Raw genomic sequence first — 24,059 nt, 5'->3', positions numbered from 1 at the left:
TCTCCTGTGGAAAGCTCAAACTCTGTCATTTCCGTTTTAAAGCTTCTTTGGTAAAAACGGCTCCAAAACGATTCAAGGTTGATCTAGCTAGCTTTTTATTTGCCAGCACAAACCTGTAATTTTGAAAGCGTTAGAAGCGTAAGCCTTGGCGTGCTTCCAAAGACGTGTTTTCATCATCTTAGCCATCCCTATGCCCGTACCTTCCGCTGACTTCAAGCAGGCGTTGAAAAAATTAAGTGAGAAAGAGAAGGAAGCTTTGATTCTCAGGTTGGTGCGCAAAGACGCCGAGGCGTATGATACCCTGGCCTTTGAACTGCTGGACGAAGTCACGCTGGAAACACTTTTTGAGCGCAGTTCAGAAACCATCCATGACATCCTGTTCACCGTCTCCGGAAGGTCATTGAGCAAGGCCCTGAACCGCGGACTCAAGAAAGCCACCCAGGAAATCGCCCGTTTTCAGCGCATCACCAAAGACCACAAGGGCGAAGTTGAGCTGCATCTGTACCTGCTCACCCTCATCTTCGACAACTTCACCGGCCAGTTCGATAGCATCTACAAGGGTTTTTATGTGGCCACGGCCCGCCTGGTGCTGCGCACCATGACACTCATCAAAAAGCACCTGCACGAAGACTATCACCTGGAGTACCAGGACCAGCTGAACAGCTTCCTGTCTGATCTGAACGGCCGAAGCAAGCGCCGCCAACTATCCTTTGACCTGCCCGCCCAATTTGACGTAGCCTAACCGGCTCACCTGTTTTAAGGCTGTTTTCCGAAAATCGACCTTAAAACGACACCTTACCGTATGGCATCAGAACGATTCCAGTGAATGACGACTGATATGGATTCTTTATTCGGTCCTCCGCCTAAAAAAACCTGCTGACAAACGGCCGAACTGGAACGCAGTAGATCTTTGCGTTCCTTGACTGTAATCGGCAAACGGCACCTCTATTCCTCCTGATGCTCTTTGGGCTTGTTTATGGTAAAACAGCTCAAAAACGCAGGTAGAGATACGCTCATTTATCCCGATATAGGAGTATGATGATATTTCCTAAACCTGGCGCGGCAGTTCACGTTCATAAAAGTTCATAAACCATAACCGAACGTATGTCAACTAACGAGAAACAAAGAGTCGTAGAGGTTCTGCAGGAACTGAACGAATTTGTCCATGATGGCCTGGAAGGCTACGAGCGTGCCGCCAAGGAAAGCACTGATTCACTTCGGCAAGATGCGTACCGCCGTTTTTCACAGCAACGCCTGGCTTTTGCAAATGAACTGAACCAAGTGATCCAACAACACGGCGGAAGCCCGCAGCGGGACACCACTGCTAAAGGAAAACTGTACCGCCAGTGGATGGATTTTAAAGCAACTATTGCCGGTGGCAGCGAAGAGGCCATTCTGGGCTCCTGCATCTACGGCGAGGAATGGGCCCAGAAAGCCTACCGTGATGCCCTGGACCACGAGCTTCCCGCCGAAATCAGAGGCATTCTTTTACGTCAGAGAGAAGCCTCTACCGATGTGTTAACCTATCTGCACCAGCTTTGGGAAGCAGCGGGTTATGAAGAAGAGGCCCCAAGCGGCCTGGTAGCCGCCACCGCCGTTACCTCCACCCCCAACAGTACCTGGAGAACCGCCTTGTATGTGGCCGCTGGTGCTGCCGGCGCCGCGCTTATCTACGGCCTGATCACCAAGAGAATCCCTACGGATCGTTTGATGGCCGGTGTGTCCAACCTCACCAAAGGAACCCTGGGCACGAACGGAAAAAGCACTGGCAAAAAGAAAAACCAAGCCAATAGATAACAAAAAAACGGCGGACAATGTCCGCCGTTTTTCCTCATCCTATAACACATTCACTACAACTTAAAACTCTTTAGAATCTGTAACCAAGCGAGGCTTTGAACCCGTGGTTGTAAGATTTGTAACTGGCGTTGTCATCTATGGTGGTGAAGCCCATGTCATAGCTGCCGCTCATGTTTAACCCATTCTGGAACTGGTACCCGGCTCCCGCCGACATACCCAGATCCACTTTCCGTTGGCTGTTCTGCCACTCAAAATCATCGTTGTAAGCAGAGAACCCGAAGGCTCCGGCATTCACGTTCACTTTGTTAGACACCAGGAACGATACCTGCGGACCGGCAAATAGATTGAACCCGCTGCCCACGTACAGTTTGGCCAGTAACGGCACGTCAATGTATTCGGCTTTGTTGGTGAGGGTCACTTTGGCGTTGGCAAATTCCAAGGCATCGCCGGGTACGCGTCCTTCCAACACCATCCCTTTCTGGGAGTACTGCACGCCGGGCTCAAACTCAATTCCCGGGGCTATCGGAATGCTCAGGTACATCCCGGCGTGGAAGCCCTGCCGCATTCTGGTCTGCACATTGCCATTGGTGTAATCCAGCAGGTCACCGAAACTTTTCACGGTCTCGCCCTGCCAGCCCGCCACGCTGTAACCACCTTTGATACCAACCCGCACCCCGCCGCCATCTTGGGCGAAGCTTTCGTTCAGGAGCCCTGCCATCAGAACCACTGCTATCAGTATTATCTTTTTCATGTTGCTTGTATTTTCAAGGAAAGCCACTCATCAGGCTTGTATCTGTCTAAATGGAAAAACCGTGCCAAAACCACGCTTCTCCTGATCGTTTAAAAAGCAAACACCCTTCCACCAAATCACAACTACTTGATTACCAATCAAGTCATTCTGCAATATTTTTCAATTTTGCCCTTAAAACAGCAAGGCCCCGTCTCTGGTGAGACGGGGCCTTGCTGTTTTAGCTAATGTATTTTCTACAGTTTGATGAGTTTCACGTCTTCCCAATAGCCCATGATTTTATCATCTGGGCCCACCAGAATATCTACCCGGTTCTTGATCCGGCGGTGCATGGCATCGCGGACCACGTAAACGCCATCCAATCTGGGAGAGATTCCTTCCACCTTCACGGAGTCACCGTATTCTATTTTGCCGCCCCACCGGGTTAACAGGTTCCGGGAGAGGGCCAGCCACCGGTGCTGCCGCGGGTTTTTCTCGTTTATCTTGGAACCGTCGGCGGTGATGAAGGGGTCCTCATCGGTTTGTTCGGGCACCGGATAGTACACCGAGGCATCTACCTTGATGTGCAGCGTGTTTTCCGCCTCCTCTACTGGTGCTTTGGCCGCCGTTGGCATGACCACCGGGTGGTGCTCAATGGCCGGCATGGCAGGGGCCGGCGTGGTTGATCCTGAAATTTCTTTCAGAAACGGTAAAATAATTAGAAGAAAGAGTCCATACGTTTGATTCTTGACCATGTTTTCGTTGTTGGTGAAACATCGTTTTAGGTACTAGGTCTTAAACGGTTTATATTTTACAGGGTTGTCTTTCTTTAATTAGTACAATTATAGCTTTTCGAAGGCAGCTTAGCACATTATATGCCAAAACTTATTGTATTGGATGTAAAGCATGTAAATAGCTGGTAAACAAAAAAACCGTTTTTGACGCATTTTCATCAAATGAGTCAAAAACGGTTTTATATGTTAAGCTGAGAAGTTTCTCAGAACGAGTACGTTACAGAGACAACTGCTTGTCCAGCACCTGCACCGCCTGCGTAATGGTTTCAACGGCTTTCAGGTAGAAGGTGGGGTGAATGTTCTTGAACTCATCGGTCTCCTGGTGGTAGTGCGGATGGTCCTCCACCCCGAAATAGATAAACGGAATCTTGGCGGCATGGAAACTGCCGTGGTCTGACTGCCGGGTCCAGTCATCGTGGCCTTGCTCCGGGCGGTCGTGGCCAAAGCGCAGGTTCAGCCCCTGGGGTACTTTCACCTGCTCCAGCAATGGTTTAAAGGCCGGATAGTGGTACAAGCCGGAGGCGTACAGCTCGTTTTTCTCAGAGATGCTCACCATGTCCAGGTTCACGTTGAGCAGGATGCGCTCCTTGGCGAACGGCAGGTTGGCCACAAACGCCTTAGAACCTTGCAGGCCCTGCTCCTCAGCATCAAAGGCCACAAACACCAACGTATGCTGCGGTTTCTGCTTCTGGAACTGCGTGGCGATGGACAGAATGGCGCCAATGCCCGAGGCATCATCATCGGCACCGTTGAAAACTTTGCCGTTGCGGGTACCCACGTGGTCATAATGGGCCGAGATCACGATCACCTTCTCTGATTTACCCGGAATCATGCCCACCAGATTCACGCCGGGCTGTTGGGTGGTGGAATTGCGCTGGGTAAACGTGAACGCGTGCTGGTACTGGTCGCCTACTGGTTTCAGGCCGATGCTTTTGAACCGCTGCACCAGGTACTGCTGCGCCTTGGCGTGCCCCGGCGTGTTAGGCAAACGTCCGCCCAGAGAATCGGAGGCCAGAATCTCCACGTCTTTCAGGGTCTGGTTGGGCTTGGAAAGTTCCTGGGCGCAGGAAGAAAAGCTGAGGGCGCTCACGCCCAGAGAGGCCAGAAAAAGGCCACGCAGTAGAGGGAAACGGTTCATGACTAAAAGGTACGGCAAAAAAACACATCTTGTACCGGTGCCCTCCCCTGCCCCTGGTTTTTGGGCTGTTTTCTGAAAATCGATGCAAAACAAACCTCGGCTCAAGCCAGGTAAACAGAGGCTTCTACAGGAAAGCAGACCGTTAAGGCGGGAGGATAGACCAGAAAAAGCCGGCAAAGCAGACCTTGCGTTTTAGGCCCGATTTCCTGAAAACAAGCCTAAAATGCAAGGTCAGTTGGAGTAAAAACAAAACCGGCACCCTCTGGGGAGAAGGTGCCGGTGATACATATTGTAGTTTCTATAACTTAAGTAGTGGTCAGCACGCCTACGCGTTGGCCGGCTTCATTCAACAGCATCCCGTCGGTGCTCACGAACAGGTAGGAGAAGTAACGGCTCTCCAGGACGTAAGGGAAACGGGCGCTTTTGGTTTTCTGCAGCTTGCCAATCACTTCCAGGCCATCTGAAGTCTCGCGCACCAGGTTATAGGACGTAGTCACGTAAATACGCTCCTGCGGTGCGCTTTGCAACTTCACCTGACGCAGGATCTTCTGACCGGCCATTTTGGAGGCAGTGGATGAAGTACGTCGGACGGTAGTGGTGGTCGCCATGGCCTCAGGAGACGTGATGGGGCGGCTAACTCCGGCTACGGTACGATTTGGCGTACCGGCTTTGGCACTGGCCAGAATCTGCTCCTGGGCATTGCGCCAGCCTTTGCTGATGGCGGTCAGGCGGGAGCTTTTGCCCGGGTGCGTGTACGAATCCTCTTCCTCGGCCAGGGCTTTGATGGCGGCCTGAGCCTCGCTTAAACTCGCGCCCATTTTGCGGAGCACAAACCCAGAGAACTCATCAGCCTCCAGTTCATCCTGCTGGTTGCTGCCGCCCTGCGTAAGAGTGTGCCCGTTCAGGTGGTGCCCAATCTCGTGGGCCAGAATGCTCACGCCCGCCCAGTCGGTTCTGAGCGCGTTGTTCAGCGAGCTCACGAAGTTCTCGTTGTACAGAATATAGCGCTTGCCGTTCATAATCACGGCCGCAGCGTTAGGAACGTTGGCCGCGCGCACCTCAAACCGAGGCTTCAGCCCTACCACGTCAATAATTTCAGTGATGATATCTCTGGCTCCTACCGCGGCAGGCGCTGCATATGCCGTAGCAGCTCCTCCCTTCGTTTCAGCCACAGCCGGTGTCGCCACCGAGGCACCGGTCAGAAACAGACCGGTAAGTACTGATAAAAGAACCTTTTTCATATGCTTTTCCATGTAGTCTTAGAACAGAAGAACACGCCCTTTGATTCAACGTGAAAGTAGTCAAATCATTGCGTATCTATCTAATAGCAAGTTTTCTGCCAGTTTTAGCGAAAACAGCCCTTAAACGATCCTTTGGCGGGAGGATGTGAAAATATTTTTTTAGTTCCGAGGAAGGCACAAAAAAGCCTTCAGAAGGATTGCTGAAGGCTTTTTTGTGTGCTACTTAGTAGTTGTTTTCCTGGTTGGCGTCGCCGTCATTCGGGTCACGCTCGTCTATGGTGTTGCCGCCGCCGGCTTTCTCCGTGCCCGAGAAGTTCTCATCCTGCTTGGTGGAGTCATAGCCGGTCATGGACCTACGGTAACTGTCATTGTCACTGACGTCTTGACGCTGGTGCTCTGACTGTTTGCCTTGCTCCATGTGGTTAGCGGAGTTATTGGTTTCTTCGGGGCCGGGGTTATTTACTTTATCTGGCATGTTTGCTTCGCGTTAGTGGAACATCTCCCCGATTCTGCGTCGGGTCTGTCTTCTTGTACTAAAGCCAGGGCAAAAGGTTCTTCCCTATTAAGACCGGGAACCGAGCCTTCCGGCTTTCCCGCATCACTACGAAGTAAAAATCAGCTGACCGCTTTGCGTTCGATCTGGTCCAGCAGGTGCAGGAGCCGCTCGGCAGTTTGGTCTATCTGGGACAGTTGCGTCAACGCCTCCTCCTGACGTCCTTGCTGGTACAGTTGCCACAGACGGCGGGCAATTACATGCATTTGATCATGGACCTTTTCCAGCTCTTTTACTTCGAGCAAATGCCCGATGCGCGGAATGGCCACGTCATAGATCCACTTGCCCAAAGAGCAATCGGTGGTGGAAAGGACTGGTTCGGTGTCAATGGCTGCCCCGTAGAGCAGGGCCCGCAGTTTGGATTTGAACAGGACGTGCTTGATGCGGGCCTGCTCAAAATCAAGCCTACCTATGCTCTCAAAATAATTGTCCTGCTCGTTTATGTTCATAGTTTTATCCAAGGATGATCCAGACCTACCGGCCAGACAATGCACCTGATGGGGTCCTGCTGCTTTGGGTTCAGTAGAACCGGCTGCTTAAAGCTGGAACAAACCGGCCTTAAGCAGCCGCAAAGCTAAACAATCTCCCAGAGATTATCAGCCTTCGTCACGGCCTCTCACTTGGGCGGGCGGGGCGGTGGCTTCCACGGAGGTGAATTCTTCCAGAATGCGGTAGGTGTGGGAGGCGCCTTTGGGCACCACGTACGAGTTGCCGGGCTCCAGAATCACGGTCTGCCCTTCCACCAGCAGTTCGGCGCGGCCGGAGATCACGTAGCCCACGGTTTCGTACTCACGGCGCACTTCGGGTTTGGCCTCGCCGGGCTGTTCTTTCTCCCAGAGTCGCATGGACACGGTTTTGCCCGAAGCCAGGTATTTCTCTCCGTCTTCGCCCTTGGGGGAAAAGGCCCCGTCTATTTTGGTGACAGTGGTATCGCTCATAGTTAGTTGGTTTACATGAAATAAGATGTACGGTATCGTGATAGAAAAAGACTTTGCACAGGCAGAAATCTCAGGATTCCTCCAGCCTGCTCGCTCTTTCTCCCGATTAGAGTTCGTTGTTCTCCCGGGCCGCTTTCTGGTTGGGCGCGTTCAAAGGTGATTGCGTGAGTTCCGTTTCGCTTTCATAGCCGCGTACTCTTTCCTGCCCGATTCCGCCGGGGCCGGGCAAAAACAGGTTCACCAGCCCCATCAGATCAGCGGTGGTGCCGGGGAAGAGGCCGTGCAGCGTACTGATGAACTTGGCGTTGAAGCCCAGCGTGACTTCGGCCTCGCCGTAACGGCAGGCATCCACAATCTTGCGGGCTGCGCTGTCAGCGGCCAGGGAGATCATGGGGTTGGCATCCAGCAACGCAAAAGCGGTGTACTCCTTCTCGGTCTGTCCTTTCACAAACGCGTTGCGGGCACTGCCGGTACGCATGAGCCCCGGGTTGATGGTGGTCACGTAGATGCCGTCTTTCAACAACTCAGACCGGAACCCTTCTGACATGCCCACCAGCGCGAATTTGCTGCCGCTGTAAGGCACCAGGTGCGGCACGCTCACTTTTCCGCCAATAGACGCGATGTTCACGATCCGGCCTTCGCCGCGGGATTTCATGTCAGGGATCACTTCCAGCATGGTGTACAAAGAGGCCCAGTAATGCACTTTCATGGCTTCCTCAAAGTCTTCCAGCCGCATCTCCTCCAAAGGGCCGGCGGCAATGATGCCGGCATTGTTGATGAGCACCTCCACGGGGCCCCACTGGTCTTTGATCTCCTGGATCATAGTTTTCACCTGCCCCTGGTCGCTTACGTCACAATTGAAGGCCAGCACGTTGGCCCCGCCGGCTTCCAGTTCTTCGCGGGCGGCATCCAGCTGGTGCTGCGTGCGCGAACAGATGGCAATGTTGGCGCCCTGCTCGGCGAACATGCGGGCCAGCACCAGCCCCAGGCCGCGGCTGCCGCCGGTAATCAGGACGGTGCGGTCTTTAAAGGAGAATTCCTTTTTGCGGCGCGAGTAGGAACGCAGGGCGAGCAAGGCACCCACGCCTGCCCCGGCCAGTAAAAGTGAAGTTTTGGTCTTTTGTTGCATGATCTTATTTTTTCAGTTTTTTGAGATACGCCGCCACGTCAATGCCTTCGCCCAGCACCGGTCGGAAAATATCGCCCAGTTTCTGCACCCGCTGCGGCACGTTCTTTATGGTAAACTGCGAAGGGTGCAATCCGGTTTTGACTTCTTTCCATTGAAGTGGCGTGGAAACGGTGGCTCCCGCCCTGGGGCGCACGCAATAGGGCGCGGCAATGGTCTGCCCGATGGCGTTTTGCAGGAAGTCAATGTAAATCTGGTTCCGGCGTTCCTTGGGGCTGCGCTCCAGGCTGGTGAGTTCCGGCAGTTGCTCGTGCACCCGCTGGGCCAGCGCATAAGCCAATTCTTTCACCTGCTCAAACGGCCATTTTGCCTCCAGCGGCACGTAGAGGTGCATGCCCGTGGCCCCGGAAGTCTTGGCGTACACCGGGATCTCCAGCTCGTCCAGGAGCTGCTTGGCAACCAAGGCCGTTTCCACCACCTCGTCATAGGTGTTCTCGCCGGGGTCCAGGTCCAGCACCAGGTAATCGGGTTTCTCCAGGTGTGGCAGCCGCGAGTTCCAGGGATTGAGTTGAATGCAGCCCAGGTTGTTCAGGTACGCCAGCGTGGCCTTGTCCTGACAGACGATGTACTCCACGTCCTTGCCCGTTGACTCCGCGGGAATAGTCGTGGTCTGCACCCAATCTGGGGCGTGGTCACCGGCATCTTTCTGGAAGAAACCGGGCTTGGTAATGCCGTTGGGGTGGCGCAGCAAAGATTCAGGACGGTCTTGAAGGTAGGGCAGCAGCACCTCGGCCATGGACTGGTAATAGAGCACCAGGTCTCTCTTGGTGATGCCGTCCTCGGGCCAGTAGAGTTTCTCGGGGTGCGAGACAGGAACCTGCTGTCCGTCCAGTTCCAGCATCACCGTTTCTTCGTCGGTTTTCCGTTTTGGGGCCGTTTTCGGGATTTTAGCAGTTTTCTGGGCATCAGGTTTAGCCAACTGTTTGGAGGCTTTAGGCGCGGCGGGTTTTGCTTTTTTCTTACCCGAATCCTGCACGAAATCCTCGGCATCATAGGAATCCTCGGTGGCGAAATCGTCTTGCTTTTTGAGGAGCAGCCACGCGTCTTCCTGCCGACCTTTCATCTTCACGAGGGTGAACTCGCCGCGCAGTTTTTGGCCTTCCAGCACAAAGTGCAGGCTCCCGGCCTCAAGTTCCTGCAGCATCTGCTGCTCCCCTTCGGCGCGGGTGGTGGTGCTTACCGCGTGAAATGTTCCTTCGTCCCAGATGTCCACGTGCCCGGCACCGTAATTTCCTTCGGGGATGTCGCCTTCAAAGGTGCGATAACTGAGGGGATGATCTTCTACGGCCACGGCCAGGCGTTTGTCTTTGGGGTTCAGCGACGGACCTTTGGGCACGGCCCAGCTCTTGAGAACACCGTCCAGCTCCAGCCGGAAATCATAGTGCAGTTTAGAGGCCTGGTGCCGATGCACGACAAACCGCAAGCTTCCTTTGCCTTTGGTTTCTTTGCCTTCGGGTTCAGGGGTTTGGTTGAAATGGCGCTTCTGGTTGTATTCTAGGAGGCTCATAGGCGGAGGTTCGTTTGTTTAGCGGGTGTTTTCAGGAAAGCAGGCTTAAAACGGCTTTGCCTTGCCGGGGGAATGTCTTGCTCTTCTACGCAGGAAAGCCGTTCTGCGGTGCATGCCCTGACCAGCAGGCTTTGCGCCCGTTTTCCCGAAAACGGCCTGAAAACAGAAAGCCTGTCTCTTGATTGAAGAGACAGGCTTTCTGCTGGGTTACAACGCTGATTAGTTCGTCCGGGCACCGCGGCCCGCTACGTCAGGATCGTTGTTTTGGTCTTTCCCGCCTTTGTTGGACGAGTATTTCTCATCCTCTGGGTCTCCGCCGTGGCCGGCATGTCCGCTGCTGCGTCCGCCGCCGGTACCGTCGTTGCCGTTGTGGTTTCCTTTGAAGCCGCTGTGGCTGTCACTCAGACCACCGGCGTGGGTTCCGTACCCGGTGTCTTTGTCGCTTTCAGCGTCGTGTTTCGTCTGGTTTTTGTCACCGGAGGCGTGTTTGCCCAATTCTTGGGTTCGCTCGCCGTAACCGCCACCTTGCCGGCCTAAGACATCGCCGCCGCCGTTTCGGTCATCGTGGGCCTGGCCGTCGTCAATGCGACCGCCGGTGTCGTTGATGTCCAGGTTGCCGTCAGCGTCATAGTTGGCGGTGTTGCCCCCTTCGGCTTTGGTACCATAGTTATGATCGGCAAATACCCCGTCTCCGCGATTTCCGTCCTGGCTGTTGTTGCTTCCAGATCCTTCTTGCTGAGGCGTTCCCTGGTTCTTATTTTGCTCTTCCATAGTCTCGTCAGGTTTTAAGTTAGTGTAACAAACTTGTGTACCTGTTTACGGCTCGGAGCCGGGAGAGTTAATTTCCGGGGGAAGTTTACGCTCTGGGCGCTCGCTTACTTCTTCTCAGACATGGACGGCGGATAAGCCTGCGGGCTGGTTCCCCAGGTCTTGTTGGGTTGCGGGCCCATCACAAATTTCAAGGTTCCGCCCTGCATGAGCTCGGCGTGCGTGATGTAGGAGCGCGTCAATGGCTTGCCGTCCAGAAACACCTGCTGCACATAGATGTTCTGCGCACTGTTGTTTTCTGCGGAGATTTCAAAAACCTTGTTCTTTTCTACTTGGATGCGGGCCTGCGTGACCAAAGGACTTCCCAGCACATAATTTCCGTCCGATGGATTCACGGGATAGAAACCCAGCGCGCTGAACACATACCACGCCGACATCTGGCCGCAGTCCTCGTTGCCAGACAGGCCATCGGGGTGGTTGCGGTATAGCTGGTCCATGATCTGGCGCACCCGCGCCTGCGTTTTCCAGGGCTGGCCGGCGTAGTTGTAGAGGTACGCGATGTGGTGGCTGGGTTCATTGCCGTGCGCGTACTGCCCGATGAGGCCCGAGATATCCGGCGATACGTTTTCACCGGTCATTTGGGAGGTGACGTTGAACGTGGAGTCCAGGTGTTGCACAAACCGCTGCTCTGACCCAAACAGATTGATGAGGCCCTGCACGTCATGGGGCACAAACCAACTGTGCTGCCAAGCGGTGCCCTCAATGTACGTTCCCTTGTCGCCGTGCTCCGAGTAAAAGGGATCAAAAGGTTCTTTCCAGTGGCCATCGGCGTTCTTGCCGCGCATGAAGAGGGTCTTGGCATCGAAGAGCGGCTGATAGGAAAGTGCCCGTTGGCGGTATTTCTGGTAATCGGTTTGTTTTCCCAGCTTTTTGGCTACCTGGGCAATGCACCAGTCATCAAACGCATACTCCAACGTTTTAGTCACCGAGAACCCGTCTTTGTCGGCGGGAATGTAGCCGTAGGTGCGGTAGAAGTCCGTGCCCCGGATGTTCTGCGACGCGCTGGCCACCATGGCCTGGTACATTTCCTCCGCTTTTTCCGGAAGATAGCCTTTCAGGAGGGCATCGGCGAGCACGGGCACCGCGTGGTAGCCCGTCATGGTGTTGGTTTCGTTGCCCGACAGCTCCCAGACCGGCAGCAGCCCCAGCTCCTGGTAAGAACGCATGAGGGAATTCAGGAAATCGGGCATCCGGTTGGGCTGAGTGATGGTGTACAGCGGGTGCGCCGCCCGGAACGTGTCCCAGAGCGAGAAAACGGTATAGCGGTTGAAGTTAGCGGTACGCACCGTGTCTCGGTGGCCTTTGTACTGGCCTTTGACATCGGAGAATAAAGACGGCGCCACGAAGGAGTGGTACAGCGCCGAGTAAAAGACCGTGTCCATGGCCGGATGCACGAAAGAAGCCTGAATCTTCTGCAACTCCCCTTCCCACTTCGCTTTGCCGCTGGTCGCCACCCGCTGGAAGTCCCAAGCGGGGATTTCGACTTTCAGGTTCTGCAGCGCGCCGTCTACGCTGGCGCTGGAGATGGACACTTTCAGCAGCAATGGCTTTTCGCCGGGGGCGAAATAGAAGGCCGCCAGAGCTTTCTCGGCGGCAACTTCCTTGCCGGCCACCGATTGTCCGTTGCGCTTCAAGACCTGCTTTTGCACCGGTTCTGAGAAAACGGCCGCAAAATAGACCCACTGCTGGTTGGCCCAGCCCGTGGATTTGCGGTAGCCAGTGACCAGCGTATCGTTCACCAGCGTGATCTTGGTTTCGGTGGGTTTGTCCCAGTTGATGGCGAAGCCCAGGTCAAGGCTGATCGCTTTCACGGAGTCTTTGGGAAAAGTGTACTGGTGGAAGCCCACCCGCTCCGTGGCTGTCAAGGCTACCTTGATCTTGTTCTCCAGCGTGACAGTGTACAGGCCTGGCGTGGCGGTTTCCTGCTGATGGCTGAACTTCTGCCGCGCCTTTTTCTCCACGGCACCGGCGTAATACGGCATCACCGAGATATCGCACAGGTCACCGATGCCGGTGCCGCTTAAATGGGTGTGGCTGAACCCGGCAATCAGGCTGTCTGAGTAATGGTAGCCCGAGCACCAGTCCCAACCCTGGGTGCCGTTGTCGGGCGAGAGCTGCACCATCCCGAAGGGCATGACCGCTCCCGGATAGGTATGCCCGTGTCCGCCGGTCCCGATGAACGGATTCACCTTATTCGCCAAAGCTTGTTCTTGGGGCGAGGCCGCCTTCCGGAAAACACAACTGGACACGAGTGCTCCTAACAGGAGGACGCAACGGAAAAAGTAGCTTTTGGTCATGGGAAACTCAGGTGGCAGAAGCCAGGAACCAACCCGGCCCGATGCTTCTAAAATAGAGCAAAAGCACTGGCATTGGCAAACGTCCCACCGAAATATTTACCTTCTCACCACTCCACCACGAAGGGCCGTGCGCCTACCCTTGGTGAGTAGACGCACGGCCCTTCTGATGTTTTATCGTTTTTAAGCCTTTTTCTGGAAAAGTGGCTCAAAACGCACGTGGCTCCAGTTACCCAAAGACGGGTGTAGCCTTAGACCAGGCGAGGCGTGCCAGCTTACTTTTTGCCGCCGCTTTTCTTCTCCAGCAGCTTGGGCAGCAGGTTGGCTTTGGCCCATTCCACGGCCAGCAGGGTTTTGCCGTCTATAAAGGTGTGCTTGGTGAGTTCCTGGGCGGTTAGTTCCAGCGTTTTGATGCTTTCGTTTTCATCGTCCTTGCCGCCGCCTTCGCTTACCTGCTTGCTTACCTCGGCGTAAAACAGGTAGATCTTCTCGGAGAAAGCGCCTGGCGAGGGATAGAACTCATAGATCGGCTGCAAGTGGTCTACGGCGTAGCCAATCTCCTCCTCAATCTCGCGGGTGATGGCGGTGTCGGGCTTTTCGTCTTCGCTGTCCAGCATGCCGGCCACGGCTTCCACCATGTCCTGCTCCACCGCTGGCCTGAACTGCTTGGCGAAGATGAACTTCTGTTTCTTGGTGTCATAGACCAGGGCCGCCGCCGCCTTCCCGGTTTGGAAAACCTCGCGTTCAAACTCTTTTCCTTTGTCTTCCACGGTAAACACCTGCAGGCGGTAATGGCCCTGGTACGCGGTTTCCTTCTTGGTTATTTTCATAAAACGGTTCAGCTAAGAAAACTTCTGATTTGCTCTGTTCCCCACTGGTACGCATACGTTCTGCAGCGGTTCATCCGCGGGAGTTGTCCAAAATAAATCTAGCGGGAAAGTGGCTATTCTGGGGCCCGTTACGTACCTATGGAACAAATCAATCTCATCAGATGAAAAAAGTATTCTTTCTTTGGGCTATCCTGCTGTTGGTTTCAGGAGGAAGTGCGATGGCACAGGCCCAAAGCAGCCACTACAAAGCGGCCGAAACGTTGCTCCTGACCATGGGCAGCCCCAAAACCATTGACGACAACCTCCAGCAGATGCTCACCATGCAAATGGAGCAGGTACCCGCTATGAAAGCCGCCGAACTAGAGGTAAGGTCCTTTTTCTCCAAATACATGAACTGGGACGCCATCAAAGGAGACCTGATCAAACTCTACATGGACGAGTTCACCGAGAAAGAACTGAAAGACATGAACACCTTCTACCAGACGCCTACCGGCAAGAAACTGGCTACCAAACAATCTACCATCACCATGAAGAGCGCCCAAATTGGCCAAGCCAAAGTAGAGCCGCACATGATGGAACTGCAGCAAGCCATCCAGCAGAAAATGCAGGGCGACAACTAGAGACAACCTGCCGTTCTCGCGTAAAGCCAGAAGCCCTTCCCTACCCGGAGGGGCTTTTTCGTTTTACGGCCCTTTTCTTAAAATCAGCCCTAAAACGCAGCTCCAGCTGGGCTCCCGCCCAACCCATCAAGAGACTAAGAGACAAACGGTTACTCCTGAGTGCGCCCTGGTTTAAAGAAAGTTTCTGGAATTCGGCTTAAAAACAGAAATCAGGAAACTAAAAGGAAAAGAAGATACTTCATCAGGTATCTACCCCTTTGATTTTTAAGCCTCTATGCGTTTCATCCTGCTCCTTGTGGCATTGCTCTACCTGACCAGAGCCACGGTGTCTGCGGCGGTCGTCAAGCCAGATTCCTTGCAAACTCCTGTAGATTCTTTCCGGTGGCAACCGGCCCCTAAGCCCTCGTGGGTAAAACAACACCACAAACTGCTCCTGAAGTCGGCCTCGGTATTGGCGGTGACGGGTCTTTTCATCTCCACCTACCAGCATTATGACAGACGCGTGCAAGATTTCTCCCAACAGAACCGCACGTTTGTATCTGACGGTACCGCCCGGCTAATCCAGCCGATGGGCACTGCCCTGCCGTTACAGGCCACCTTTGCCTCTATGCTGGCGGTGGGCGCCTTGGCCAAACGTCCTAAGATGCGGGAGGCGGCGGTAGTGGGGCTGGGCAGTTTTTACCTTAACGCCCTGGTCACCGATAAACTGAAGAAGACCTTCCAGCGGCACCGGCCCAGCAGCACAGAAGACAGCCACTTGTTTGAAGGCGCTGATGGCGATGGCCGCAACACCTCCTTCCCTTCGTCCCACACCTCCACGGCCTTCGCGGCGGCTACCGCCCTGGCCTCGGTCTACCATGACAGCAAATGGATTCCCACAGTAGCGTACGGCATGGCTACGCTGGTGGGCTTGTCGCGCATCAATGACAACAAACACTGGGCTTCAGACGTGCTGGCGGGTGCCGCCCTGGGCTACATCACCGGAAAAGCCACGTACTGGGGTTACCATAAAGTTAAGAAACACTGGCAGAAGCCCAGCTGGGTTGTTTCACCGGCCTGGCAGCCCGGCCAAACCGGCCTCAACGCCTCCCTGCGGTTCTAAGACCCGGGCCAAATCCGTCTGGTTTGGACTGGTTTCCCCGAGGGAAGCGGGCCGATGGGAACATTTCAATCAGGTGCATGTTCTACCACAACCTATGTCGCTACCTTTGCAGCAGCATCGGTTTTCTTTTTGCGTACTTAGCAAGAGAGAAAACCCCTGAACCTTCACCTAAGCACTCGTATGAAAAAACTGACCTTTGCCTTGCTGCTTTTTCTGGCAGCCCACGTTGCCACGCAGGCGCAACAAATCAAATCCCAGTTGGTGGAATACAAAGAAGGCACCACCACCCTGGAAGGCTATCTGGCCTATGACGCCTCCAAGAAAGGCAAATTGCCCGCCGTGCTGGTGGTGCACGAATGGAACGGCATCAGCGACTATACCAAGAAAAGATGCGACCAGCTGGCCAGCATGGGCTACGTAGCCTTCGCGGCCGATATTTACGGCAAGGGAGTAAGACCCACCACACCAGAGGCCATGGGGGCCGAGGCCGGTAAATACAAAAACAACCTTCCGTTGCTGCGCCAACGCGTCAATGCGGGCCTTACGCAGTTGAAGAAACAGACCAACGTAGATCCCGCCCGGGTAGCCGCCATCGGTTACTGCTTCGGGGGAACTACCGTGCTGGAACTGGCCCGCAGCGGAGCCGAGCTTGCCGGAGTGGTGAGTTTCCACGGCGGGCTGGGTACTTCCAATCCGGCCGATGCGGCCAACATCAAGGCCAAAGTGCTGGTCGCCCACGGCGCCATTGATCCGTTCGTGCCCAAAGCTGAGGTAGACGGCTTCTTCAAAGAAATGAACGATGCCAAGGTAGATTACCAGTTCAACGCCTACAGCGGCGCGGTGCATTCCTTCACCAACCCAGACGCGGGTACCGACATTACCAAGGGCGCGGCTTACAACGCCGCCGCCGACCGCCGCTCCTGGGAAGCCATGAAACAGTTTTTCGCCGAGATTTTCAAAAAGAAGGCCTAAAACGGAAACACCTTGCTTAAAAGCCGCCGCCGGAAGAAGTTCTGGCGGCGGCTTTTTGTTTCAGCAGCTTCCTCGTTCCGTTTAAAGCCTCTTTTCCGGAAAAGCCGCCTAAAACGGGCAGATAGTTTAAGGGCTGGGCTAAACCCTGGGCTTCTCCTCTTGCGTACATGCTACCAGTTCCACCAGTTGCGTCAACCCAGGAGGAGAGATACCGTATGGAAAAGGCTCTCATCCAGCTGCCTCTCCCCCACAGGTACCGGAAACCGTATCAATTGCCTACTCAACATGCCCAAACTTTCTGTTCGAAGACCTTCTTTATTCACGTGTAGCCTTTTGCTGTTCCTGTTCGTCCTGGCTTTTTCGGCGTGCAAAAAGAAAGATCCGCATGCCGAGGAAACGGTGGTGTTCAAGCCGGAGCCCATCTCGCCCGAGGACACCATCAACTACCCCAATGCCCTGATCACCACGCTCAACCGCAAAAACAAGTGGGTAGACTCGGTTTTCCGGCGGATGACGCCCGACGAACGCATCACCCAGCTCATGATGATTGAGGTGTTCTCCAACCAGGGACCCGAGCACGAGGAAGACGTGAAACTGCTCATCCGGCGCTACAAAGTAGGCGGCCTCATCTTTTTCCAGGGAGGCCCCATCCGGCAGGCCAGAATGACCAACCGCTTGCAGGCTGTTTCCAAAATTCCGCTCTGGATTGGCATGGACGCCGAGAACGGCATTGGCATGCGCATGGACAGCGCCATGCAGTACCCGCTGCCCATGCTGCTGGGTGCCATCAACAACGACAGCCTCATTTACCAGATGGGCGCCGAAATGGCCTTTGAGTTCAAGCGGCTGGGCATGCACCTGAACTTCGCGCCGGTGGTAGACGTGAACAACAACCCCAAGAACCCCATCATCAGTTACCGGGCCTTCGGGGAAAACAAAGACGATGTCAGCTCCAAGAGTCTGGCCCAGATGCTGGGCATGCAGGACAACGGCATCATCGCCACGGCCAAGCACTTTCCTGGCCACGGCGACACCGAGGTGGATTCCCATTATGACCTGCCCGTGATCCCGTACGGCCGCAATCGGCTCGATTCTCTGGAACTGCACCCTTTCCGGCACCTGATCCAGAGCGGCGTAGGTGGCATTATGGTGGGCCACATCCACCTGCCCAAACTGGACTCCACGGCCAACTTACCGGCCACCCTCTCCAAACCTATTGTGACGGGCATCCTGAAAAACGAACTCCGCTACGCCGGCCTCATCTTCACCGATGCCATGGTCATGAAAGGCGTCACCAAGTATTTTGAGCCCGGCGAGGCCGAGGTCATGGCCCTGGAAGCCGGAAACGATGTACTGGAACGTCTGGTCAATGTACCCAAAGCCCTGAATGCTATCAAAGCCGCCATTAGGCAGGGCCGGTTAAGCCAGAAAGAGATTGACCGCCGCTGCAAGAAAGTGCTGGCCGCCAAGTATTGGGTGGGCCTGAACAAATACAAACCCATTGAACTGGACAGCCTGTACCGTGACCTGCACGCGCCGCACGCCCATGAAATGCTCCGCCGCCTGTCTGAGGGTTCGCTCACGCTGCTGCAGAACAAACGGAAGATGATTCCGCTGGAAAAGAAAAAGCGCCGGAAAGTAGCCAGCCTGGCGGTGGGCGGCAATAAAACCACATTTTTCCAGAAGCAGATCAAAACCCAGCTGGCCACCCAAGACTTCTTTCTGCCCCGCAAAAGCACCAAAAAAGAGCAGGAGAAACTTCGGAAGGAATTGCTCAAGTACGATCTGTTACTCATCAGCATCTATGGTCCCAGCATCAGGCCCAGCAACAACCTGGGCTTCACGCCCGAGGAACGCGCGCTGGTCAATGAACTCATCCGGAAGAAGCGAAGCGTGGTGGTGCTCTTTGACAATGCCTACACCCTGAACCGGTTTGAGGACATTCACCAGGCTACGGCCCTGTTGGTGGGCTACCAGCAACTCCCGGCGGTGCAGGCGGCGGCGGCCAGAATGCTCATGGGCGAAATACAACCCCAGGGCAAGCTACCGGTCACGGTGAACGCCAATTTCAAGTACGGCGATGGATTGTAGAACCATTTGCCACAGGGAGAACCTCTAAGCCCGATCCAGGCGCAGGGCTGTTAAGTTCAAGGCTAGTCGGGATTTATAATCCCGAAATTGAATAACGGCGGATTTGTAATCCGCCACCCTTGCCGCTTATAGTGGCAGAAGCCGGGGATTATAAATCCCCCTGCTAATTGCTTCGGGATTACAAATCCCGAAGAGCGCTAGGCTAAAGGTTGGGTCAGTTCTGTTCATCACGAAACAAGTTCAGTTACAACGTAGGCGCTGCTTGCATTTTCCTTTTAGATTTGAGTTGGTAAAGACTTAATCATCTGGCTCGCCGAGTATGGACTATATCCTGGAAACCGAACGATTACGCCTAAGACAACTCACCCTGGAGGATGCGCCTTTTATTGTGGAACTGGTGAACAGCCCGGGCTGGCTGCAGTACATAGGCGACAAGAACATCAGAACCCTGGAGCAGGCCAGGTTTTACCTCAGTAACGGGCCGCTTAAAAGTTACGAGCAGTTCGGGTACGGGCTGTCTTTGGTAGAGCGGAAAGAAGACCAGCGCCCCATAGGCATGTGCGGCATCATTAACCGTGACAACCTGGACACCCCAGACATTGGGTTCGCTTTCTTACCAGAGTATATAGGTCTGGGCTACGGCTTTGAGATAGCCAGTGCCACCTTGGCTTACGCGCAGAAACAGCTGGGCTTGGAAAAGATTGCCGCCATCACCTTGCCCCAGAACCAGAACTCAATCAAACTGCTGGAGAAGATAGGCCTCACCTACCAGCATCCGTTCTGTTTTCCGGGCAGTACAGAAACGCTGCACCTGTTCAGCACCTGACGCTTTAGTCCTGCCGGTCCTTCTTCCCATTAGAATCTGACGATTCTGTTTTGAGCCTGTTTTTCCGAAACTAGCCCTAAATCAGCCGGATCATCTGGGCGCATCGTCTCATCTTTTGCTATCTTGAGCGCATGAAACCAACTCTCCCCTACCGTCTCCTGTCTTTCTTCCTCTTCCTGATCGCTTGTCAATTACATGCCCTCGGGCAGAAACCTGCTTCTAAATCCACCGCCCCGGCGCAACGGGTAGTCATTGGTGTGGAACGGCTGGTGACCCCGGAGTTTCTGCCTTTCCTGCAGAACCGGCGCGTGGCCATTCTCACCAACCACACCGGCGTGATGCCGGACAAAGGCCATCTGGTGGATATGCTGCACGCGCGTTCAGATGTGAAAGTGGTAAAACTCTTCAGTCCGGAGCACGGTATCCGGGGCGAGGCCGATGAGCACGTCGCCGATGCCGTGGACCAGAAAACCGGCCTCAAGGTCATCTCACTGTACGGCAAAGTTCGGAAACCCACCCCCGAAATGCTCCAGGACGTGGACATCATCCTCTTCGATATTCAGGACGTGGGCGCCCGGTACTACACCTACATCATGGCCATGCAGAATCTGCTGGAGGCTGCCGCCGAGAACGGCAAAACGCTCATCGTCCTGGACCGGCCTAACCCCATCACCGGGCTCTATGTAGACGGCGGCGTTGGCAAGAACGCCGGGCAACCCGTGCTCAACCCCAATTTTCTGCCCATCACGCACGGCATGACCGTAGGCGAGCTGGCCCGCATGTTCAACGGCGAACGCCTGGCCAAGAAACTTCCCCAGGCCGAGCTGCTGGTGGTGCCCATGCGCCACTATTCCCGGAGCCAGTGGTTTGACCAGACCGGCTTGCCCTGGATCAAGCCCTCGCCCAACATGCTCAACCTCACCACCGCCACGCTCTACCCGGCCACCTGTATTCTGGAAGGCACCAACGTCTCTGAAGGCCGCGGCACGCTGCAACCCTTCGAGTTCATTGGCGCGCCCTGGATAAACGGCGAAAAGCTGGCCAAACAACTGAACAGCTACAAATTGGCGGGCATCACCTTTAAACCCGTGCAGTTCAAACCTGACAGCCTGGTGGACGGCATCCGGATTTACCCGCCCAAGTTCGTGGGGCAAACCTGCTACGGGGCCCAGGCCGTGGTTACGGACCGGAATACATTTGAGTCGGCGAGGGCCACGGTTTACATCCTGCACGCCCTGAAAACGCTGTACCCTGGCCAACTGGAGTGGAAAAACAGCCGCCTGGACGGTCTATGGAAAACCGATGTCACGCGTCAGCGCCTGCAGGCCGGCGATTCGCCCAAAGACATCTTCGCTACCTGGGCCGAGGAACTGGCTTATTTCAAACAAGTTAGAGCCAAATACCTGCTTTATCCGTAATAGTACCCACGAAACAAAACAGAGAATACATGGTCTTCCGATTGTCTTTGCTTTTCCTGGGGGTGTTTAGCTCCTGCCTTTCCACTTCGCCTACCACGCCTCCGGCAGTTCTTTCGGCCTCTTCCCAACAACCCAACCACGCCGCGTACGCCACCAAAAACGTGGTGCTGGTGGTGATTGACGGCGTGCGGTACTCCGATTCCTGGGGCGATTCTTCTTTGGCAAACATCCCGCGCATGGCCCGTGAACTGGCGCCCAAAGGAGTGTTCCATCCGCAGTTTTACAACAAAGGCGTGACCAAGACCAATCCGGGGCACGTGGCGCTTACTACCGGCCACCACCAGCGCATCCAGAACAACGGAGGTGAGCTGCCCGAGCTGCCCTCGGTGTTTCATTATTATCGCCAACACACAGGCGCGCCCGCAACCAAGGCCTGGGTGATCACCAGCAAAGACAAACTGGAGATTCTGGCCCGCACCAACAGCACCGATTCTGCCGCGCAGTTCGCGCCCGCCACTAGCAGCGGCAAGAACGGCCTGGGCACCGGCTACCGGCCAGATACCACCACCATCCGGATCGCCAAGCAGGTCTTCTCCCAGCACAAACCCCAACTGGTGCTCATCAACCTGCGCGAGCCGGACTCGGAGGCCCATGAAGGCAACTGGGACGGCTATATCAAGGCCATCCAGCAGAGCGACCGTTTAGTGGCCGATTTATGGAAATGGCTGCAAAAACAGCCAGGCTATAAAAACACCACCACGCTGCTGGTCACCAACGACCACGGCCGCCATACCGGCGAGCGGTTTGAGGACCACGGAGACAACTGCGAGGGATGCCGCCATATCAGTCTGTTGGTAATGGGCCCCGATGTGAAGGCCGGGACCGTGGCCAGCAAGCCGCGCTCACAGGTGGATGTTGCCGCCACCATGGCCGACCTGTTGGGTGTTCCTCTCCCCAAACGTGACGGCGAGCCGATGCGGGAGCTCTTCAAAACCACCCCGGTCAACGCCGACTGACATACCGCGCACAAAAAACGTTTCGGGCCTGTTTTCAAGAAAACAGGCCCGAAACGTTTCTGAGGTACTCGTTCTACTTTTTAGCGGTTCAGCGCCTGGTTTCTTTCTTTCAGTTCCAGGGCTTTGCGGGCATCCATCAACCGCGTAAAGGCGGTGATGTTGGTGAAGATGGCCAGAATGGTGATAGGAATGGTGAACACCGACATGGTTTCGAACACGTGGAACGGAATACCCGGGATGTACAATCTGTAATCTGGCCCGATGATGGAAGCCGTCAAGCCGCAGAACATTCCCGCCAGGGCAATCAAGACCACCCGCTCGGGCCGCTGAAAGAACCCGCCTTTGCACTCCACGCCCAACCCCTCGGCGCGGGCGCGGGTGTAGCTCACCATCATGGACCCGATCATGGCCACGAACGCGAAAAGGGAGCTCAGGAAATAGTGGTGCGACATGAGGTAATAGCAGATCCCCAGAAACATCACCAGCTCACTGTAGCGATCCAGCACCGAGTCATACAAAGCCCCGAAGGTGGAGCCCATGTTGCCCATGCGCGCCACCTGCCCGTCCAGCATGTCAAACAAGCCGGCCATCATGATCAGGAAACCGGCCCAGCCCACATAGGAGAAATCACTGCGGTTCTCGCTTTCCCCGCCTACCACAAAGATAATGGCCACCCCTATGTTCAGGATGAACCCGGTGGTGGTGACTGCGTTGGGCGTAAACCCCAGCCTGATCAGCAACCTGACAAACGGGTTCACAATGGTGTAGATGCCTTTTTGCAGGAAGACTTTCCAGGCTTTTTCACCGGGAGCTTTCTTGTTCTTATAAGTAGAATCTACTTTCATTTCCTCAGTTGCTTCCATATTCCCTACGTGAAAGGTTTTAGCTGTATGTAGATGTCGTGTTTTTCCTGAAGACAAACTTTTTCTGCATCTGGTAATTATAGCCCATGCCCACCACCAGTGAGGTGATGACTTTTGAGATGATGTAACTGATACCCGTGTGATGGGTGATCAGAAAAACGCCCGCGGCATTCAGGAACAGGCTGCCACTCCAGATGATAAAGTATTTGATGGCTTGGCTTACCACGCTGGAATCCTCGGCCTGGAACACCCATTCCCTGCTTAAAGAGAAATGGGCAACTCCGCCGGAAGCGGTTCCCAGCACCGCCGCCATCACGTACCAACTCCCAAAAACCTCCACCGCCAGAACGGTGACCAAAAAATCAACGATGGTGGCGCCCACAGAGGCAGCTTGTGCCTTTAAAAAGGTGAGCATCTAGAAACTCTTTACGTAAATCACTGCTTCATAAATAAGGTTGGCGTAAAACCGGCGCGTTCCTGGGTCCAGGTCCTAAAACAGACCCATTTCCACCGCTTCGCCAGAAAAGGCATCAGCAGAGTACCTCATGCGGCTAGTGGAAATGAGTCTGTGTCTTCAGTTTAGGTACGCGCTACAGGGTGTCTACGAGTTCCTGGTAGTAGTCGAGTCCCAGGTGGGTGATGAGGTCCTCGCCCATCATGTGGCGCAGGGTGTTCTGCAGCTTCATGAGCTGCTTGAAGATGTCGTGCTCCGGGGCCAGTCCCTCCGCGGTCTGCGGGGACTTGTAGTAGAAGCTCAGCCACTCCTGGATGCCGCTCATGCCCGCGCGCTGGGCAAGGTCGGTGAACAGGGCCAGGTCCAGCACCAGCGGGGCGGCCAGGATGGAGTCGCGGCACAGGAAGTTGATCTTGATCTGCATCTGGTAGCCCAGCCAGCCGAAGATGTCGATGTTGTCCCAGCTCTCCTTGTTGTCGCCGTGGGGCGGGTAGTAGTTGATGCGCACCTTGTGGTACATGTCGCCGTAGAGCTCGGGGTTGGACTCGGGGCGGAAGATCTCGTCCAGCACGCTCAGCTTGCTCACCTCCTTGGTCTTGAAGTTCTCGGGGTGGTCCAGCACGTAGCCGTCGCGGTTGCCCAGGATGTTGGAGGAGAACCAGCCTTTCACGCCCAGCGCCCGCGCGTGCAGACCTGGGGCCAGGATGGTCTTCATCAGCGTCTGCCCGGTCTTGAAGTCCTTGCCCGAGACCGCGATGCCGTGCTCTTTCGCTAATTCCACGATGGCGGGGATGTCCACCGTCAGGTTAGGCGCGCCGTTGGCGAAGGGAACGCCCGTCTTGATGGCGGCGTAGGCGTAGATCA

The 24,059-nt window shown here is 55.1% G+C and carries 24 protein-coding genes; 9 read left to right on the top strand and 15 right to left on the bottom strand.

Annotated features, from left to right (window positions below):
- Positions 1-190 precede the first annotated feature (190 nt).
- Together H7U12_RS22215 and H7U12_RS22210 are read left to right on the top strand one after the other, a co-directional pair.
- The gene (locus H7U12_RS22215) at positions 191-742 is read left to right on the top strand and encodes a hypothetical protein (RefSeq protein WP_186642119.1); all 552 of its coding nucleotides are present in this window, start codon (positions 191-193) and stop codon (positions 740-742) included.
- Between the two features lie 362 nt (positions 743-1,104).
- On the top strand, positions 1,105-1,797 hold the full coding sequence (locus H7U12_RS22210) for a ferritin-like domain-containing protein (RefSeq protein ID WP_186642118.1): 693 nt from the start codon (positions 1,105-1,107) through the stop codon (positions 1,795-1,797).
- A gap of 70 nt (positions 1,798-1,867) precedes the next feature.
- Here H7U12_RS22210 and H7U12_RS22205 read toward each other — a convergent pair whose 3' ends face one another.
- The 12 genes from H7U12_RS22205 to H7U12_RS22150 all read right to left on the bottom strand — a co-directional run bounded on the left by H7U12_RS22205 (position 1,868) and on the right by H7U12_RS22150 (position 13,833).
- Positions 1,868-2,548 carry a porin family protein gene (locus tag H7U12_RS22205; protein ID WP_241749647.1) on the bottom strand — a complete coding sequence of 227 codons (681 nt, stop codon included), beginning with the start codon at positions 2,546-2,548 and terminating at the stop codon, positions 1,868-1,870.
- Positions 2,549-2,781: 233 nt separating this feature from the next.
- Positions 2,782-3,189, bottom strand: a complete 408-nt coding sequence (locus H7U12_RS22200; protein ID WP_206683973.1) for an RlpA-like double-psi beta-barrel domain-containing protein — start codon at positions 3,187-3,189, stop codon at positions 2,782-2,784.
- Positions 3,190-3,535: 346 nt separating this feature from the next.
- Positions 3,536-4,456: a M20/M25/M40 family metallo-hydrolase gene (locus H7U12_RS22195; RefSeq protein ID WP_186642116.1), complete on the bottom strand. Its 921-nt coding sequence runs from the start codon at positions 4,454-4,456 to the stop codon at positions 3,536-3,538.
- Between the two features lie 305 nt (positions 4,457-4,761).
- Complete coding sequence (locus H7U12_RS22190) at positions 4,762-5,697, bottom strand: M48 family metalloprotease (RefSeq protein ID WP_241749645.1); 936 nt, start codon at positions 5,695-5,697, stop codon at positions 4,762-4,764.
- A gap of 223 nt (positions 5,698-5,920) precedes the next feature.
- Positions 5,921-6,172, bottom strand: coding sequence for a hypothetical protein (locus H7U12_RS22185; RefSeq protein WP_186642115.1), 252 nt, complete (start codon positions 6,170-6,172; stop codon positions 5,921-5,923).
- A gap of 140 nt (positions 6,173-6,312) precedes the next feature.
- Positions 6,313-6,699 carry a CZB domain-containing protein gene (locus tag H7U12_RS22180; protein ID WP_186642114.1) on the bottom strand — a complete coding sequence of 129 codons (387 nt, stop codon included), beginning with the start codon at positions 6,697-6,699 and terminating at the stop codon, positions 6,313-6,315.
- 147 nt (positions 6,700-6,846) lie between these two features.
- Positions 6,847-7,188 carry a cupin domain-containing protein gene (locus tag H7U12_RS22175; protein ID WP_186642113.1) on the bottom strand — a complete coding sequence of 114 codons (342 nt, stop codon included), beginning with the start codon at positions 7,186-7,188 and terminating at the stop codon, positions 6,847-6,849.
- 106 nt (positions 7,189-7,294) lie between these two features.
- On the bottom strand, positions 7,295-8,317 hold the full coding sequence (locus H7U12_RS22170; RefSeq protein ID WP_186642112.1) for an SDR family NAD(P)-dependent oxidoreductase: 1,023 nt from the start codon (positions 8,315-8,317) through the stop codon (positions 7,295-7,297).
- 4 nt (positions 8,318-8,321) lie between these two features.
- Positions 8,322-9,881 (bottom strand): non-homologous end-joining DNA ligase, encoded by a 1,560-nt coding sequence (gene ligD / locus H7U12_RS22165; RefSeq protein WP_186642111.1) that lies wholly within the window; start codon positions 9,879-9,881, stop codon positions 8,322-8,324.
- Positions 9,882-10,100: 219 nt separating this feature from the next.
- Complete coding sequence (locus H7U12_RS22160; protein WP_186642110.1) at positions 10,101-10,652, bottom strand: hypothetical protein; 552 nt, start codon at positions 10,650-10,652, stop codon at positions 10,101-10,103.
- Positions 10,653-10,756: 104 nt separating this feature from the next.
- The gene (locus H7U12_RS22155) at positions 10,757-13,006 is read right to left on the bottom strand and encodes a GH92 family glycosyl hydrolase (RefSeq protein ID WP_186642109.1); all 2,250 of its coding nucleotides are present in this window, start codon (positions 13,004-13,006) and stop codon (positions 10,757-10,759) included.
- A 272-nt stretch (positions 13,007-13,278) separates the two neighbouring features.
- Positions 13,279-13,833: an NUDIX domain-containing protein gene (locus tag H7U12_RS22150; protein WP_186642108.1), complete on the bottom strand. Its 555-nt coding sequence runs from the start codon at positions 13,831-13,833 to the stop codon at positions 13,279-13,281.
- Between the two features lie 161 nt (positions 13,834-13,994).
- On the opposite strand from H7U12_RS22150, the gene H7U12_RS22145 reads away from it, so the two are divergent.
- The 7 genes from H7U12_RS22145 to H7U12_RS22115 all read left to right on the top strand — a co-directional run bounded on the left by H7U12_RS22145 (position 13,995) and on the right by H7U12_RS22115 (position 21,878).
- Positions 13,995-14,453, top strand: a complete 459-nt coding sequence (locus H7U12_RS22145) for a DUF2059 domain-containing protein (protein WP_186642107.1) — start codon at positions 13,995-13,997, stop codon at positions 14,451-14,453.
- Between the two features lie 274 nt (positions 14,454-14,727).
- Positions 14,728-15,555 carry a phosphatase PAP2 family protein gene (locus H7U12_RS22140; RefSeq protein ID WP_186642106.1) on the top strand — a complete coding sequence of 276 codons (828 nt, stop codon included), beginning with the start codon at positions 14,728-14,730 and terminating at the stop codon, positions 15,553-15,555.
- Between the two features lie 180 nt (positions 15,556-15,735).
- On the top strand, positions 15,736-16,527 hold the full coding sequence (locus tag H7U12_RS22135) for a dienelactone hydrolase family protein (protein WP_186642105.1): 792 nt from the start codon (positions 15,736-15,738) through the stop codon (positions 16,525-16,527).
- 333 nt (positions 16,528-16,860) lie between these two features.
- Entirely contained in the window at positions 16,861-18,618 is a 1,758-nt protein-coding gene (locus H7U12_RS22130; RefSeq protein WP_241749641.1) for a glycoside hydrolase family 3 protein, read from the top strand.
- A gap of 319 nt (positions 18,619-18,937) precedes the next feature.
- On the top strand, positions 18,938-19,444 hold the full coding sequence (locus tag H7U12_RS22125; RefSeq protein WP_186642103.1) for a GNAT family N-acetyltransferase: 507 nt from the start codon (positions 18,938-18,940) through the stop codon (positions 19,442-19,444).
- A gap of 131 nt (positions 19,445-19,575) precedes the next feature.
- Positions 19,576-20,862: an exo-beta-N-acetylmuramidase NamZ family protein gene (locus H7U12_RS22120; RefSeq protein WP_186642102.1), complete on the top strand. Its 1,287-nt coding sequence runs from the start codon at positions 19,576-19,578 to the stop codon at positions 20,860-20,862.
- A gap of 29 nt (positions 20,863-20,891) precedes the next feature.
- Positions 20,892-21,878 carry an alkaline phosphatase family protein gene (locus tag H7U12_RS22115; RefSeq protein ID WP_186642101.1) on the top strand — a complete coding sequence of 329 codons (987 nt, stop codon included), beginning with the start codon at positions 20,892-20,894 and terminating at the stop codon, positions 21,876-21,878.
- 80 nt (positions 21,879-21,958) lie between these two features.
- On the opposite strand, the gene H7U12_RS22110 is transcribed toward H7U12_RS22115, so the two are convergent.
- The 3 genes from H7U12_RS22110 to H7U12_RS22100 form a co-directional block, all read right to left on the bottom strand.
- Positions 21,959-22,741, bottom strand: coding sequence for a CDP-alcohol phosphatidyltransferase family protein (locus H7U12_RS22110; RefSeq protein WP_241749639.1), 783 nt, complete (start codon positions 22,739-22,741; stop codon positions 21,959-21,961).
- 19 nt (positions 22,742-22,760) lie between these two features.
- Entirely contained in the window at positions 22,761-23,156 is a 396-nt protein-coding gene (locus H7U12_RS22105) for a GtrA family protein (protein WP_186642100.1), read from the bottom strand.
- A 175-nt stretch (positions 23,157-23,331) separates the two neighbouring features.
- A partial coding sequence (locus tag H7U12_RS22100) for an inositol-3-phosphate synthase (RefSeq protein WP_186639419.1) occupies positions 23,332-24,059 on the bottom strand: 728 nt, incomplete at its 5' end.

It is taken from the genome of Rufibacter sediminis (genome assembly GCF_014269285.1).
GTDB lineage: Bacteria > Bacteroidota > Bacteroidia > Cytophagales > Hymenobacteraceae > Nibribacter > Nibribacter sediminis.
The sequence above is the reverse complement of the archived record's forward strand: the minus strand, read 5'-3'. Positions and strand labels throughout refer to the sequence as shown.